This window comes from Thermococcus piezophilus (assembly GCF_001647085.1).
GTDB lineage: Archaea > Methanobacteriota_B > Thermococci > Thermococcales > Thermococcaceae > Thermococcus > Thermococcus piezophilus.
Window position 1 is genome coordinate 1,016,497 of the sequence record NZ_CP015520.1, and the last position, 14,522, is coordinate 1,031,018.

Here is a 14,522-nt window from a genome sequence, read left to right on the forward strand (position 1 = left end):
AGCAATGTTTCCCCATGAGGAGAAGCTTATCCATGAAAAGCTCGGGAGAGAGCCCAACGAAGTTGAGTGGGCGATGCTTGAGGTCATGTGGAGCGAGCACGCTTCGTACAAGTCTAGCAGGGAGTGGCTCAAGCTTTTGCCTACAAGCAACGAGCACGTGGTTTTGGGCCCTGGTGAGGATGCTGGGATAGTGAGGTTCGACGATGAAACTTGGATAGTGGTGGGAATAGAGAGCCACAACCACCCGAGCGCTGTGGAACCCTACGGAGGAGCAGCAACTGGCGTCGGCGGCATCGTTAGGGACGTGCTCTGCATGGGCGCTCGACCCATAGCTTTGCTCGACCCAATTCGCTTCGGACCCTTGGAGAAGGAGCGCAACCGCTACCTCTTTGAGTATGTTGTCAAGGGCATAGCGGACTACGGCAACAGAATAGGTGTCCCGACCGTTGGAGGGGAAACTGAATTCGATGAGAGCTTGGACAACTATACATTGGTGAATGTTGCATGCGTTGGAATAATGAAGCCCGAACATTTAGTGCACAGCTACGTCACCGAGGCTGGCCTAAAGCTCGTCATTGTTGGCAACAGAACTGGAAGGGATGGAATCCACGGGGTAACCTTCGCCAGCGAGGAGCTGAGTGAAAATGCTGAGGAAGAGGACCGCTCGGCCGTCCAGATTCCAGACTCCTTCACCGAGAAGCTCCTCATAGAGGCAACTCTCGAGGCCGTTTACACCGGCAGGGTGAGGGCACTCAAAGACCTCGGCGGCGGCGGTTTGACATGTGCCGCCTCTGAGATGGTTGGAAAGAAGGGCTTCGGTGCGGTAATCTACGCCGACCGCGTTTTCCAGCGCGAGCCCGGAATGAACGCGGTGGAGGTCATGATCTCCGAGAGCCAGGAAAGGATGCTCTTCGCCGTGAGGGAAGAAGATGTCGATGAACTCGGAAAGATATTCGAGAAGTACGAGCTCGAGTGGACGGTAGTTGGGGAGGTAATAAAGGAGCCGCGCTTCATCGTTTACTGGCATGGCAAGAAGGTCTCCGACTTGCCAATTGGCTTGCTCACAAAGGTTCCAACGATTGGATGGCCAATGAAGGAGTACTCCCTTGAGAAGGATGTTGAAACGCCAGAGGTGAGCTTTGAGGAGGCCTTTGAGAAGGTCTGGGGTAGTCCGAACGTAATAAGCAAGGCATGGATATGGGAGCAATACGACCACGAGGTTCAGGGGAGGACCGTTGTAAATCCAGGAAGGGATGCGGCAGTTTTGAAGATAAACGAGGAGTATGGCTTGGCATTCGTGGCAGATGGAAATCCACGCCACAGCCACCTGAACCCCTACCACGGGGCGATGGGCGCCGTCGCCGAGGTTGTCAGGAACCTCGTAAGCGTCGGAGCTGAACCCCTGGCTTTAGTTGACAACCTGAACTTTGCTTCGCCTGAGAGGCCGGAGGTTTACTGGAGCTTCGCCGAGACGGTCAGGGGACTTGCCGATGCGGCCAGTGCCTTCGGCTTGGTATACGTCAGCGGAAACGTCAGCTTCTACAACGAAGTTGCCGGAAAGCCGATAAAGCCCACACCTGTGGTCGCTGGTCTCGGAAAGGTGAAGCTTGAGGAGACACCAGAATTTGGTCTCGAGGAGGGTCTGCTCATTGGGGTCGTGGGTTTCACGAGGAGAGAACTCGGCGGAAGCGAACTCTTCAGGGTTCTCGGCGTTGATGGTGGGATTGCCCCGAGGGTAAACCTGGAAGAGGAGAAAGCAAATGCGAAGGCTCTGCTCAAGGCAATACGACTCGGGCTCGTTAAAGCGGTCCACGACGTGAGCAAGGGTGGAATAGCGGTGGCCCTAGCTGAAATGGCTGTTGCAGGAAAGACGGGCTTTGTCATTGATTTGGCCAGAGTGCCCACGGAGGACATGAAGCCCCTTGAGGTGGCCTTCTCTGAAAGCCACGAGCGCTACGTTGTAGCCTTCCCCGAGGAGAACATGGAGCGCCTGAATGGTCTCTTCAGGAACTTTGCAGTAATCGGAAGGGCCGATGGAAATGAGATTGTTTTCACCTGGAATGGAACGGAGCTCCTCAGGAAGCCCCTCGATGAGGTAGTCGAAGTTCACAGCTTGCTTCCAAAGCTTCTGGGTGAGGGGGAATGAGGATAGCCACCTACGCCTCCCACTCCGCCCTTCAAATTTTGAAGGGCGCCAAGGATGAGGGCTTTGAAACGATAGCCTTCGGGAAGGCGAGGGTCAAGTCCCTCTACACGAAGTACTTTCCGGTTGCGGACCACTTCTTAGAAGGAGATTATCCAGAAGAGGAGCTTCTTAGGCTGAATGCAATAGTCATCCCAACTGGTTCTTTCGTGGCACACCTCGGCATCGAGCTGGTTGAGGAAATGAGGGTTCCCTATTACGGCAACAAGGCCGTTCTCAGATGGGAGAGCGACAGGAACCTCGAGCGGAAATGGCTCGAAAAGGCCAAGCTCAGGCTTCCGAGGGTCTATGAGGATCCAGATGACATAGATGGTCCGGTCATAGTTAAGCCCCACGGAGCAAAGGGCGGCAGGGGCTATTTCCTGGCAAAGAGCCCTGAGGACTTCTGGGAGAAGGCGGAAAAGATAGGCGTAAAAAGCAATGAAGACCTCTTCAACGTTCAGATACAGGAGTACGTCCTTGGAGTACCTGTTTACTCCCACTACTTTTACTCGAAGCTCAACCGCGAGCTGGAGCTTATGAGCATCGACAGGAGGTATGAAGCAAACGCCGATTCGTTGGGAAGGATTCCAGCTAAAGAGCAGCTTGATCTCGGCGTTGAGCCGAACTACACAGTGATTGGCAACATACCAATCGTTCTCAGGGAAAGCCTGCTTATGGACGTTATCGAGGCCGCCGAGAGGGTGGTTAAAGCTGCCGAAGAACTCATGGGTGGCCTCTGGGGCCCCTTCTGCCTCGAGGGAGTCTTCACAGAGGATTTAGAGTTTGTCGTTTTTGAGATTTCAGCCAGGATAGTGGCTGGCACGAACCCCTTCATCCACGGTTCGCCCTACAGCTGGCTGAGGTACGACGAGCCCGTTAGCACAGGCAGGAGGATAGCCATGGAGATAAGGGAGGCTTTGGAAGAAGACAGGCTTGACGAAGTTTTGACATAAACGTGAGGATTTGCCACAGGATAGGTTTATAAATTGACTGTCCAATGCGAAGGAAAAGGTGATGCTCATGTGGGAGAACTTCATAGAGGAGAAGGTTAGAGAGATTAGGGAAACCGTTGGCAATGGAAAGGCCATCATAGCGCTCAGCGGCGGCGTTGACAGCTCAACCACTGCTGTTTTAGCCCACAGGGCCATCGGGAATAAACTTCACGCGGTCTTCGTGAACACTGGCTTCCTAAGGAAGGGCGAACCAGAGTTCGTGGTGAAGACCTTCAGGGACGAGCTCGGCATGAACCTTCACTACGTTGACGCTCAGGAGAGGTTCTTCGATGCCCTCAAAGGCATAACCGACCCCGAGGAGAAGAGGAAGATAATAGGCAGGGTCTTCATAGAGGTGTTCGAGGGGGTTGCAAGGGAAATAGACGCGGAGTTCCTGATTCAAGGCACGATAGCTCCAGACTGGATAGAGAGTCAGGGCAAAATCAAGAGCCACCATAACGTCGGCGGACTGCCGGAGAGGCTGAACCTTAAGCTTATCGAGCCATTGAGGGATCTCTACAAGGATGAAGTCAGGGAACTGGCAAAGGAGCTCGGCCTTCCGGAGAAGGTATACAACAGGATGCCCTTCCCTGGTCCCGGACTGGCCGTCAGGGTTCTTGGAGAGGTTACCCCCGAAAAGGTCGCCATCGTCAGGGAGGCCAATGCCATCGTGGAGGAGGAGATAGCTAAAGCTGGACTGAGGCCATGGCAGGCCTTCGCGGTTCTGCTGGGCGTCAAGACCGTCGGCGTTCAGGGTGACATAAGGGCCTACAAGGAGACGATTACAGTTAGGGTCGTGGAGAGCCTCGACGGCATGACAGCAAATGCCATGAACGTCCCCTTTGAGGTTTTGCGGAGAATAGCCTTTAGGATAACGAGTGAGATTCCACAAGTTGGCAGAGTCCTCTATGATATAACCAACAAGCCGCCGGCGACCATAGAGTTCGAGTGAGGTGAAATGAATGATAGTCATAATGGACAATCACGGGCAGTACGTCCACAGGATTTGGCGTACTCTTAGATACCTCGGCGTCGAGACGAGGATAATCCCAAACACGACGCCTCTCGAGGAGATAAAGGCGATGAAGCCCACGGGAATAATCTTCTCTGGGGGACCGGACATAAACAAAACTGGTAACTGTGAGGCGATTCTGGAGCACTACGACGAGTTCAGCGTGCCCATCCTTGGTATCTGCCTCGGCCACCAACTCATATCGAGGCACTTCGGCGGTAAAGTCGGCAGGGGCGAGAAGGCCGAATACAGCCTCGTGGAGATTGAGATACTCGAGGAGAACGACATCTTCAAAGGGCTTCCGAAGAGGCTCAAGGTTTGGGAAAGCCACATGGACGAGGTGAAAGAGCTGCCCGAGAAGTTCAAGCTTTTAGCAAGGAGCGAGTTCTGTGAAGTCGAGGCAATGAAGCACAGAAAATTACCTATCTATGGAGTCCAGTTCCATCCAGAGGTTGCACACACAGAAAAAGGAAGCGAAATCTACAGAAACTTCGCTGAACTCTGTGGAGAGCTTTGAGTAATCCCATTCTACCCACATTTTTACAATAAATCTTTGTAAAAACAAAAATTTTTTAAAGTTTTAATCTCTACCATTTTTGAAAGTGTTGGTGGGGGCCGGAAATGGGTTACACAATTTATTACATTGTGTCATTCAGGGACAGGGATAAAGCCCTCAAAGTCTTGAAGCCAATCCTCGAAGAACTTAACTTCAGGGTTTATGAGAAAAATGCGGCAATAATAATAGAACCCAACTGTGAGCGTGTTGAGCCGATGATAATAAATGGAAGATGGATGTCGGCAAAAACTTACAAACTGCAACCCTATACCGGGATTTACAAACTGCTGTTGCTTTCGCTTTCCTCCTTTGCTTCAGTTGAGGCCTTTGATGATGAAGGCTGGTCGCTTAAATAAACCTCAATTATTTTCGTTGGCACAGCTCCTCTAAATGCCCTTTCCTCAACTAAAACTTTCACTATTCTCCCAATTTCCACATCTGGAACCTTATCAACCCAATATTCACCAGGCTTAACGTTCGCTCTTATGTCATCGTGTACACTAATTTTCACCACATTTTCTTTAATTTCCTCTATGACACCATAAGTCCAGTTTCTGCCGTATTTAGACTTGAAATAAAACCTAAACAGGATAACCACAACAAAAACAAAAACAAGGTAACCCAACGAATAATGAATGCCTAAAGAAAATCTCTTCAGAAGTGAGTATCCAAAAAACGCTAGGAAGCCTATGACGCTGATTGAGTAATAGAACATTTGATACGGCCTATACTCGATGAAAAATTCTCTATACTTGCGGAATATTGCTCTCAAATATATGAAATACACAGCTGTTAAGGCAACCAAATATAACTCGTTTGGCAAGAAAACTACGAGGAGTAAGGATAGAAGCAAATAGGAGATAAAAGCTAACTGAAGCTTTAGGACTAACAATTCATGAACTGTAACTTTCCTTTTTACAACTCTTCCCAGAAGTTTAAAGGCCGGAGGCTTCTCTTGGGGTCTTGGATTTATGGTGCTTCTTATTTTCTCCCATGCCGATTCTACAAACTCGCCCACTCTGTAGAATAATTCTTCGAGATTCATTTGATTTCACCCATTTCCAAATACTAAAGACTTTGTTATGGTGTCCAATTTAAATGCATCATACCTAATTGAAACTCCCTCTCTACAATCTTCACCATCGATAGCACATCTCAGGAAATAATATGAAACGCTGGTATAATTGTCAGGAACAAAACTTCCGACACTTGTTAATGCTCCAAGAAGTGCAGGATCAACATTTGGATCCGGCACGAGAAATGTTACAATACCAACAGGGAAGTTCCGGGTAAATCCTAGATGTTCCTGGAACTTCTTTGCTAAACTTAGGTAATACTCATGCTGATTCATGTCTATTTTCCCTTCGAATCTCTCCAAAATTGTAGGATAGTACATTCCTGCCGATTCGTTGTCCTGAAGACCGAGATAGCACCAATTGAGGACAAGTTCATCAACATCATCTTGGCTGGATATATTGTAATATCCATAAACTTCTCCGGGGAATGGTATTTTGCATGGTGTTATGACCCTTGTGTAAAGTCCGTTGAGCATCCTTACAATAAAAGGATCCTCAAATCCAACAATACTTACAACGGAGTATAGATATTTATCATTTCCTGGAGGGATGTCTCCAGAGTATCTGACCACTCCAGAACTCTCCGTGATTGTGATGTTCTTTATCTTAACCCTGACGGCGACGTGGAACGAGTCGAGCGGTCCCACGGTGACCTCTAGGTGATCCCTCACGAACTCATCCGGGTCTGAGGGCTCCACGTTAAAGCCAATCGAGTTGAGGTAGCTCACAGTATTTTTAAACCAGTCCCTCAGGGTCAGGTTGTCCATGTTTTTCTGGGGCATTCCTTTGAGGGTTCCATAGACCATGAGGTTCTTGAGCTCAAGGGAGGCGTTGTCCACGAAATCATAGTTTATTACGTATTCCGTTAAAGTCAAATATGCCCTTTTAAAGCTCAGCTCGACGATATTCTGGAGGTCATACTGGATGTTGTTTATGCCGAAGTACTGCCTCTCCACGAGGGTTCTCTGGGACTGGGATGCTATGATATAGCTGGACGCCTGCTGGTATGTAGCCACGAGGAGGAGAAGTGGGATAACGAGAAGCAGTGCTGTGACGTTGAGGAGGTATCCCCTGCGCATCAGCCACCCCTCCAGATGCGAAGGGTTACGGTTATCGACCCTCCGGTTGCGGGAACGCTCTTTATGCCTATGGCCTTTCCAGCCAAACCTTTGAGCTCTACTCTAATGGGATTATCTTTCGTTCCCGGGAACGAGGCGCTGTCTTCCTCTGCCCCAAGCTGGACGAATAGGCGGTATATTGCATCATCGAGTGCATACTTCCCTGGTTCCAGATCATCGGTCTTTTTTTGCACGGGCGCCTCGCTCGGCCTACAGTTGCCTATGAGGACGCTCCCTTGCTGGACACCGCTCCCGAGATTGTACCAGTAAATCAGGTTGTAGCCGCAGGCGTTGTCCTGGGCGTAGTAGGTGAATACCTTCCCATAGGGAGCATAGCCGTTGAGGAAGTAGTGGACGATGGCACGGCTGTCATCAACTCTGAAAACATAGTCATTGGAATCACTTTCAAGCTTAAATTCATTGGTCTCTCCTGGCACCATAATGTTGTTAGTTAGGCGGGTATAGGCAAGTCGTATGAGGTAATAATCTAAGGGGAACTCAAAGACCTTCGTGTTTGCGTTCGGACCGTCATAGAGGGTTGTTAAGCCGGTAGGATACCCAGAAAAAGATATCGCGGTCCACACGTCAACGTACCACGGCTGTGCTTTGTCGGGCAGGTAATAATCGAAGTACATCGTCTTGTATCCTGCGAGGTACCGTCCCTCTCCATTTGGGGAGTATATTTGTTCAAGGGGTATCGTGAACCTTGTCATAGTTACTCTTGGGATGTATGTTATGTTGATATAGGAGTCGGGGTATCCATAGAGAGTCCTTTGATTGCTCCACTCGTAGTTATAGTCCTGGCCGGCGTATCTCACCGGACGACTATAGTTGGTGTCATAGTATGCATCCAGCATTATCACCAGGTTGAAGTTTCTTTTGCTTAGTTCCTGCAGGGTGGCGTACCTGGTCAGGTTTCCCATAAGCGTGGAGTTGTCTATCGTTACCGTCGTCAGTCCTGGCGAGACGCTCGTGTTCTCGTAGATGAGGTTTAAAGTTGTTCCGTTAGAGTAGTAGATTCTTATCTCGTGAACGCCCTCAACGGTGAGTTTTATGTTTATTCCGGTAACGTTGCCCGGGACAAAGAGGGAGTTGAGGTAGTATATTCCGGTTCCCTCGCTCGTTATGCTGTAGAACTTAACCAGACCTGGGTTATCAACTTGGGGCGTTGAAGTTTTGTATTTTAGGCTTATCCAGCTACCACTACCAAAGCCGATTTCATACCATTGAGGATTGTAGAAGTAGGCATCTAGGACATTATCCCCTCCAACGAGGTAGTTCGATATCTCCGTAGAGGTTAGGGTCTTCCCATTCAGGATAAAATTTACAAATTCGCCAGCCCTTGTGGCGTAGTTGAGCAGTCCACTTATATCTGAAGCGTCGAGGGGGAGTTTGAATCTAAGAGTAACGTTGAGGGAGTTATCGTTGAAATCATTGCATTCATAAGGTGGAACCGAAACTCTGTAAATTGCGTTGGATATATCTGGTGTAGTAGTATATGCCCTAGACGAGGAAATGTACCATCCCCAATTCCATGTCCAACTCACCACAACGTAAACCCCGCTGTCAGGGTACACAACTTCCTGATTCCCACTGGCATCCTCATAGACTATGGCCCTGACGTCATAATTTGTAGTGAAACTTGAGAACCTTTTGTTTAAGTATAATCTAACGGTGTTTACTCCATTGCTTATAGTTATCTGACCAACGTATCCGTAGCCATCAACATAAACGTTCCTGTAATTAACGCTCCACCAGCTCAAGTCTTCATTAACGCTCACGCTTCCCCCGTTGTAGCTCCCCTCAAGCTGGAACCTGCCTGACTGGACGGTGTTTTCATATCCCGGAACTGTCTGATACTCAAGGTAGAGCTTCGAGACGGTCAGAGAATAATCGTTATAAGAGGATGGAACAGGCTGGGAGCAGTAATATCCACCTGCCAGAACCCTCTGTATTCCCACGAGCTTCTCCTGAAACGTTACGAACTTCGTCAGGTAAGCCTTGGCCACGTAGCCTCTCGGTGTTTCGTTCGCCACATAACCACTCACCATAACAGTTGCCGAGCCGACGTCGCTCGCGTTTTGATAGGAGTTGTCGAACGTCAGGTATGGACTCGTGTAGTTGTTGATTATGAGCTGGTATTTGTAGCCACTCGCCAAATTCTGAAGGAGGTACTTCATTATGGCTTCAGCCTTCTGTTTGTACTCTGTCGAGTTCAGCGCCCAGTAGGTTGCCACTATCTGCAAAGGGGGCATCTGAGGATTAACGTAGGTCAAATCAAGAGTGCCGTCACCAATCCAATCCGAGATTTGAGTGGGAGGAACGAGGTTATCCAAAGGAACAGTTCTAAAGGTTCGGAGAAGGTTCTCAGCCATATCCTTATTCTTCTCTCTAACCTGAGTGGCATAACCATGTTCCATGTTCTCAACCATAGTGACTGTAGATACTACAAACAGAGAGACAAGGGTTAAAGCGAGCAGTGCATCCAATGTAAATATAAATCCCTGCCTCATAATATCACCCTCTTGGCCATACCCACAATCTTATGACTCCCATTTGTTTGATGGGCTTGAGATATGCATCAAGGTTTCCTATATCCTCTACCGTAACCTGAGGAAACCCTTTAAGCTCGTAGGCCCAGACCGTAAAGGTTACAGGATCGTCTAAACTGGCCTCTGGAACGAGACAGAAGAATGAAACAGTCACTTGTCCATCATTGAAATTTACATTGCAGTTATCAGGGACACCTGTAACGTTGTAAGTTCCATATATCTTTGTCATATTAACTCCATATGCCCATTGATTGTTGTTTCTAGCGATAACGAGAACAGCATATCCAGTATACTCTTTGGTCGTAAATGCAGATACAAGGGTTAAGTTTCCGTTCTCTATATTTGCAGGAAATGTTAAACTTAACTTGCTCGGAGTATACTGATCAAGAACACCGGAATAAATTTCTCTTGGAAGATCGCTCTGGGACAGCACATACTTCTCAGCATATACTTTTTTGGAAGTTGGAAACATCTTTGCAGAGTACTCAATCCAACTTGCCCGAGATTTAGAAGACTGAATCACATCTTCATCTGTAACGAGGGTGCCGTTTATCACTGCAAAGGATTTTTTATATGGAGTTATACTGCCCAATACCTGGGGGTATTCAAAGCTAAGGATTACATTCAATGATGATAGCTTTACTGCTGTAAATACACCTCCTCCAAAACATGGGGGTGTTGGAAAAGATGTTGGAGGAGTTGCTAATTTCCCGCTCCCCGCTATACTTATGCTCCCGCTACCGGAAGTACTGAGTGCATTATCAAGTCCCTTATCACTAACCCATTCGTTTCCGTTCCATTTGTACCATTCCAAGGAAGTGCTCCTTCTTGAGATATATCCTCTTGTCGCGTACCACTCTCCATTATACTCAATGTAGATCCACCCATTTATTGTTATATCATTACTTCCCGTAAGTCTAATAGCAGGTAAATTGGCATCGAATATATATACGCTTCCCCCAATATATGCTGAATCACTGCCACTAAAATCTACATATCCCTTAACATGGACATTTCCTCCAATATTAATCGATCCAGATCCCGTTCTATCCCAATAATCATATACATACAAATCCCCGTTTACGGATATGTCCCCGCTTCCGCTCTCATCAAACGTACCGTTAATTGCAAGGTATGAGCCGATTGTTACGTCACCTGATCCAGTGTAGTCGAAGCCAGAAATTATACACAAGCTGGAATCTGCAATCAAGTCTCCGCTTCCTGTTCTTCTGAATCCATCAGTACAGTTTACTATTGTTGGATCACTGAACGAAATATCTCTGCTCCCGGTTATACTGCAGTCTCCATTATAAACTGTGCCATCAAATAGATATCCACTTTGAAGGGTGCTTGTAAAGTTTGCAGAAATCCCAGAGCGCATTAAATCAAATGTTATCTGGAAATTCATGTTGGACACCATTTTCTCCAAAACAGATATTGTATGTGTATCATTTGCTTCAAGTAGTGATATTAATCTGCTCAGTTTGGCATATTCAATGTAACCCTCCTGACCTCTTAATCCGAATATAACAACGTTTGTGCCATCCCAGTCCTCCGGCTCTCCGGGACTCTTCGTTAAGACGTCCAGCATGTTGTCTCCGATATTGGCCCTTTCGTACCAGCCCAGCATAGTAGTTATATCATCTTTTAGTGCACTAGATGTGCTGGTTATCATTCCCAGTATGAGTATAACTATGACCAATGAAAGCATCGCGTCAAAGGAAAGCAGCTGACCTGGCTTCATTTTCTCACCACATCCACGTTTATCTCAACTTCTTTTCCACCAAAATACAGCTTGCCCCCGCTCAGCCGAACGTTCGTGTTTGAGGCAAGGTCATTGACTATGTACTGCTTTATGTTGGTTTCTAGGGTTGTTTCAGGGACGGCGCTTCCCGAGTACGTTATGATGATATTGACCTGTATCTTGCTATCCAACTCGTTCATGCTAATGGATGTGAGCTGGAATGTGTGGTAAGTGTAGGTGTCAGCCTTTATTATTACGTTCAGGGGAGTGTAGTCAGCTTCGTTGATCACAACCCCTGTGTTCAGGTATGTACAGGCGTTGGACGCAGAATTCCTTGCATAGACTACCAGTGAGATGTTCTTGTTTTCGTTCAGGTAGGGAGGCACTATTATTAGAATGCCCGTAAGGATTATTGCGATTATGAAGATGCTCTCAATTGCAGTCTGGGCCTTACGACGAGACATCAACATACAGCCTTCCCTCCGTCTCGTTGTACTTTGCCACTATCTGGAATTCTCTATCGGCCTCTGTGAGTGTCACTGAGCTTTCCCGGTAAATTGGCACGGGACTGTTCTGAATGACGAGGTACTTCCTGCCAGCTATCGTGGCGCTTATCATGATAGTATCGTTGGAGGGCACGAGTGTGACTGTGACTTTGTCGCCCTCATTGAGGGACATGGGCAGTTCTTTTCTGATACTAAAGCCGTCTCCAACCGCGTAGACTTTAGCAACGGAATCCCTAACGTCTATTGAGAACACTTTGAGGTTCGTAATCACATCAAAGGTTTCGGCGTAGCTCGTCTCGCTGCTGGCGATATAGGCTAAGTTGACTATCGTCAGTGTTATCAGAGTAACCGCAAAGAGGAGGTCTAGACTTATCTGTGCTCTCATCTTCAGCCACCGGGATTGATGTTTATTCTCAGCTCGCCCTTGGCCGAGTCGAACGTCCAGCTCTCCGGCTGGTCCGGGTTCCACTCAACGACTATCTTCAGGGTGGGGGGAAGGCTTGTGGGATCTATTTCCAGGCCGTACAGCGTAATAGTTCCAACTGTGATGCTCCCGGATGGTGACCATACGGAGGGGTTGCCGTAGGGCACCGCCTGATACATTGACCTGCTCCAGAAAACGTTCTTGTTCCCGCCAGTCAGGACGGGAGTAAACCCCGTGCCTGTGACCGTGACATAGGTGCCGTTACCATCGTTACTATAGTTGCCATAGGTTATGAATATGTTTGGACTCCCCAGGTTCAGAGCCTTTTCGAGCATGCCTGCATCCCTTAAGTATGTCAGCTTGACGTATGTGGTGGACTTGGCACCGGGTCCCTGGGCGTAGACCTGGCTTATGGTGTTCGATATGGCATTGGCGAGGTTCTTCTCCTCAAGACTTACCTGAATACGGAGGGTTTCGATTGAAGTTGAACCCTCCCGGAAAGTGATGTTGTTCACAGAGTAAAGTAACAGTATAAGCATTATACCGAATATAAGCATGAACTCCAGTGATATCTGGCCACGCTTCGCTTTTTTCATCATACATTCTCCCCTCAATAGTGATTAGTTGTGAGCATCTATTTAACCGTTACTCTCGGATTTTTCAGCCTTTATTACTGCAAAAAGACTCGTTCCGGCTTTTCTGGTTGTAACTCCAAAGTAATCGCCGCTGAATATCTTGAACTTGTACTTTTCTGGAGGCAGGGAGTGCTTCCTCACGAGCTCGTCCAGTTCGTCAATAAAGAACTGGGTTAGCTCATAGTACATCAAATCGAGCTTCTCTTTCGTGTAGTCCCTGATGAAGAGAATCACTGGCAGCATCGCGAGGCCGAGAATTAAGTAGGGCTGTTTTAGCAGCAGGGAGGCCACTGCCGTGGCTGCAATGACACCTCCTACGGCGGTGTATGCTGCTTTTTCCTTTTTCTTTATCCCCTTGATTTCCTCTACCTTCTCTTCCCAGATGTCCAGAAGCGCCGGATTGTAGAAGTCAAAGGCGGTGTGACGCTTTCCCTTTGCAATCCTTTCCCTGATTAAATCGTCCCAGTTGTCCCTGTAATAGATGATCTCTCCATGGAGCCTAGCCCTTTCAGCATCGAGGGAGGAGATTATCCTGATTATGTCCTCGGCGCTTTCGTGGGCTATGTGAGAGTAGACTTCCTTCTCGTCGAGCTCCAGCGCGACCTCGACGGAGTCCTTTATTGGCTCGGTCATTCTTCACCACCGGGGTATATGTCATCGAAGTCAGGCAGACCGCTTAGCAGCTTCTTCTTCTTAGCCTCAGCCTCTTTCTTGGCCCTCATGAACGACTGAGCGTAGCGCTTGGCAGTTAGTACTATCTCTTCGATGCTCTTGCTTTCGTAGATGCCGCTCAGCAGGGTTACAACTTCAACCTCTCTCTCGCGCGGATCTGGATAGAAGCCGCGGAATATCTGCTTACCTCGTATCTTGTTGGTGAGGTAATCGAGGGCCTCGAATATCTCCGTAGCTTTGAGCAGCTCCGGCGGCCCATGAATTGCAACGAGGCCGTAGAGCGCTGACTCTATGTTTGCATCCAGATAAAGCCCCTCGTTCTCGAAGGACTTCATTATGAGTCGGGAGAGGCTTTTGAGTTTGTTTGCGTCGGCCTTTGCGTAGCCAATCGTCGAAAAGCTTCCAAAGGCCTTGAGGACGAACTTCAAATCGCTTGCGTCAAGGGTCTGTTCACCTGGCACGTCAACGAGGGCCAGTAGGGAAGCTATACGCTCGACTATGGTATAGTTTATCCTCTCATAGGCTTTGGTTATGTCGTCGCCGCTTTCTTTCATTTTGTTGTTGTCGATGGCTATTATGGAGTCTGCTATCTTTGAGAGTTTGTCGATGGTTATGGCCGCGTTGATGGTAGGCCTTATGCCCTCCTCTCTGAGGGGAAGTGCTCCGATGGCTACAACAAGGGAGTCTGGGTATTCCTCCTTGAGTGCCTGAGCCAGAACTGGTGTTCCCCCCGCGCCAGTCCCGCCTCCGAATCCAAAAGTGAGGAAGAAGACGTCAACGTCCTCATAGCCGATTATCGAGCCTATCTTGCGCATGACTATTTGCAGGTCGCGCTTCATCGCTTCCCTGCCAAGGAGGGGATTGGCGTTTACACCTTTGCCACCTGTTAGACTTTCTCCTATGAGTACCCTTCTCTCCGGCGGGATGTGCTTGAGGTACTCTAGGTCGCCTTTAGATGTGTTTATGGCGAGAGTTTCGAAGTCCACCAGCGCGAAGAGGTCGGCTATCTTAGTTCCACACTGGCCAATCCCTATGATTATAGCCCTCACG

General features: G+C 48.4%; 14 protein-coding genes. 5 read left to right on the forward strand and 9 right to left on the reverse strand.

From position 1 onward, the window contains the following. The first annotated feature begins 4 nt into the window (after positions 1 to 4). The 5 genes from purL to A7C91_RS11155 all read left to right on the forward strand — a co-directional run bounded on the left by purL (position 5) and on the right by A7C91_RS11155 (position 5,101). The gene (gene purL / locus A7C91_RS05475; protein ID WP_068665619.1) at positions 5 to 2,146 is read left to right on the forward strand and encodes a phosphoribosylformylglycinamidine synthase subunit PurL; all 2,142 of its coding nucleotides are present in this window, start codon (positions 5 to 7) and stop codon (positions 2,144 to 2,146) included. Next, on the forward strand, positions 2,143 to 3,138 hold the full coding sequence (locus tag A7C91_RS05480) for a formate--phosphoribosylaminoimidazolecarboxamide ligase (protein ID WP_068665622.1): 996 nt from the start codon (positions 2,143 to 2,145) through the stop codon (positions 3,136 to 3,138). The genes purL and A7C91_RS05480 overlap by 4 nt, the downstream gene beginning before the upstream one ends. Before the next feature lie 67 nt (positions 3,139 to 3,205). Then, positions 3,206 to 4,129, forward strand: a complete 924-nt coding sequence (gene guaA / locus A7C91_RS05485) for a glutamine-hydrolyzing GMP synthase (protein ID WP_068665624.1) — start codon at positions 3,206 to 3,208, stop codon at positions 4,127 to 4,129. A 10-nt stretch (positions 4,130 to 4,139) separates the two neighbouring features. Further along, on the forward strand, positions 4,140 to 4,706 hold the full coding sequence (locus A7C91_RS05490) for a GMP synthase subunit A (protein ID WP_068665626.1): 567 nt from the start codon (positions 4,140 to 4,142) through the stop codon (positions 4,704 to 4,706). Between the two features lie 104 nt (positions 4,707 to 4,810). Continuing rightward, entirely contained in the window at positions 4,811 to 5,101 is a 291-nt protein-coding gene (locus A7C91_RS11155) for a hypothetical protein (RefSeq protein ID WP_199919981.1), read from the forward strand. Here the strand turns inward: A7C91_RS11155 and A7C91_RS05495 are convergent. The 9 genes from A7C91_RS05495 to A7C91_RS05535 are packed head-to-tail and all read right to left on the reverse strand — an operon-like array spanning position 5,023 to position 14,521. Next, positions 5,023 to 5,790 (reverse strand): DUF2101 family protein, encoded by a 768-nt coding sequence (locus A7C91_RS05495; protein WP_068665628.1) that lies wholly within the window; start codon positions 5,788 to 5,790, stop codon positions 5,023 to 5,025. The genes A7C91_RS11155 and A7C91_RS05495 overlap by 79 nt on opposite strands. Before the next feature lie 6 nt (positions 5,791 to 5,796). Beyond that, entirely contained in the window at positions 5,797 to 6,900 is a 1,104-nt protein-coding gene (locus A7C91_RS05500; protein WP_068665630.1) for a hypothetical protein, read from the reverse strand. Beyond that, on the reverse strand, positions 6,900 to 9,452 hold the full coding sequence (locus A7C91_RS05505) for a hypothetical protein (RefSeq protein ID WP_068665632.1): 2,553 nt from the start codon (positions 9,450 to 9,452) through the stop codon (positions 6,900 to 6,902). The genes A7C91_RS05500 and A7C91_RS05505 overlap by 1 nt, the downstream gene beginning before the upstream one ends. A gap of 4 nt (positions 9,453 to 9,456) precedes the next feature. Further along, a complete protein-coding gene (locus A7C91_RS05510) occupies positions 9,457 to 11,235 on the reverse strand; it encodes a DUF4097 family beta strand repeat-containing protein (protein ID WP_068665634.1) in 1,779 nt (592 codons plus the stop codon). After that, a complete protein-coding gene (locus A7C91_RS05515; RefSeq protein WP_234394304.1) occupies positions 11,232 to 11,699 on the reverse strand; it encodes a hypothetical protein in 468 nt (155 codons plus the stop codon). Before A7C91_RS05515 ends, A7C91_RS05510 begins: the two co-directional genes overlap by 4 nt. Continuing rightward, positions 11,686 to 12,126: a hypothetical protein gene (locus A7C91_RS05520; protein ID WP_068665638.1), complete on the reverse strand. Its 441-nt coding sequence runs from the start codon at positions 12,124 to 12,126 to the stop codon at positions 11,686 to 11,688. Before A7C91_RS05520 ends, A7C91_RS05515 begins: the two co-directional genes overlap by 14 nt. A gap of 2 nt (positions 12,127 to 12,128) precedes the next feature. Then, positions 12,129 to 12,764 (reverse strand): class III signal peptide-containing protein, encoded by a 636-nt coding sequence (locus tag A7C91_RS05525; protein ID WP_068665648.1) that lies wholly within the window; start codon positions 12,762 to 12,764, stop codon positions 12,129 to 12,131. Positions 12,765 to 12,803: 39 nt separating this feature from the next. After that, entirely contained in the window at positions 12,804 to 13,433 is a 630-nt protein-coding gene (locus tag A7C91_RS05530; protein WP_068665649.1) for a hypothetical protein, read from the reverse strand. Further along, positions 13,430 to 14,521 (reverse strand): FtsZ/tubulin family protein, encoded by a 1,092-nt coding sequence (locus A7C91_RS05535; RefSeq protein ID WP_068665651.1) that lies wholly within the window; start codon positions 14,519 to 14,521, stop codon positions 13,430 to 13,432. The genes A7C91_RS05530 and A7C91_RS05535 overlap by 4 nt, the downstream gene beginning before the upstream one ends. Position 14,522 lies beyond the last annotated feature (1 nt).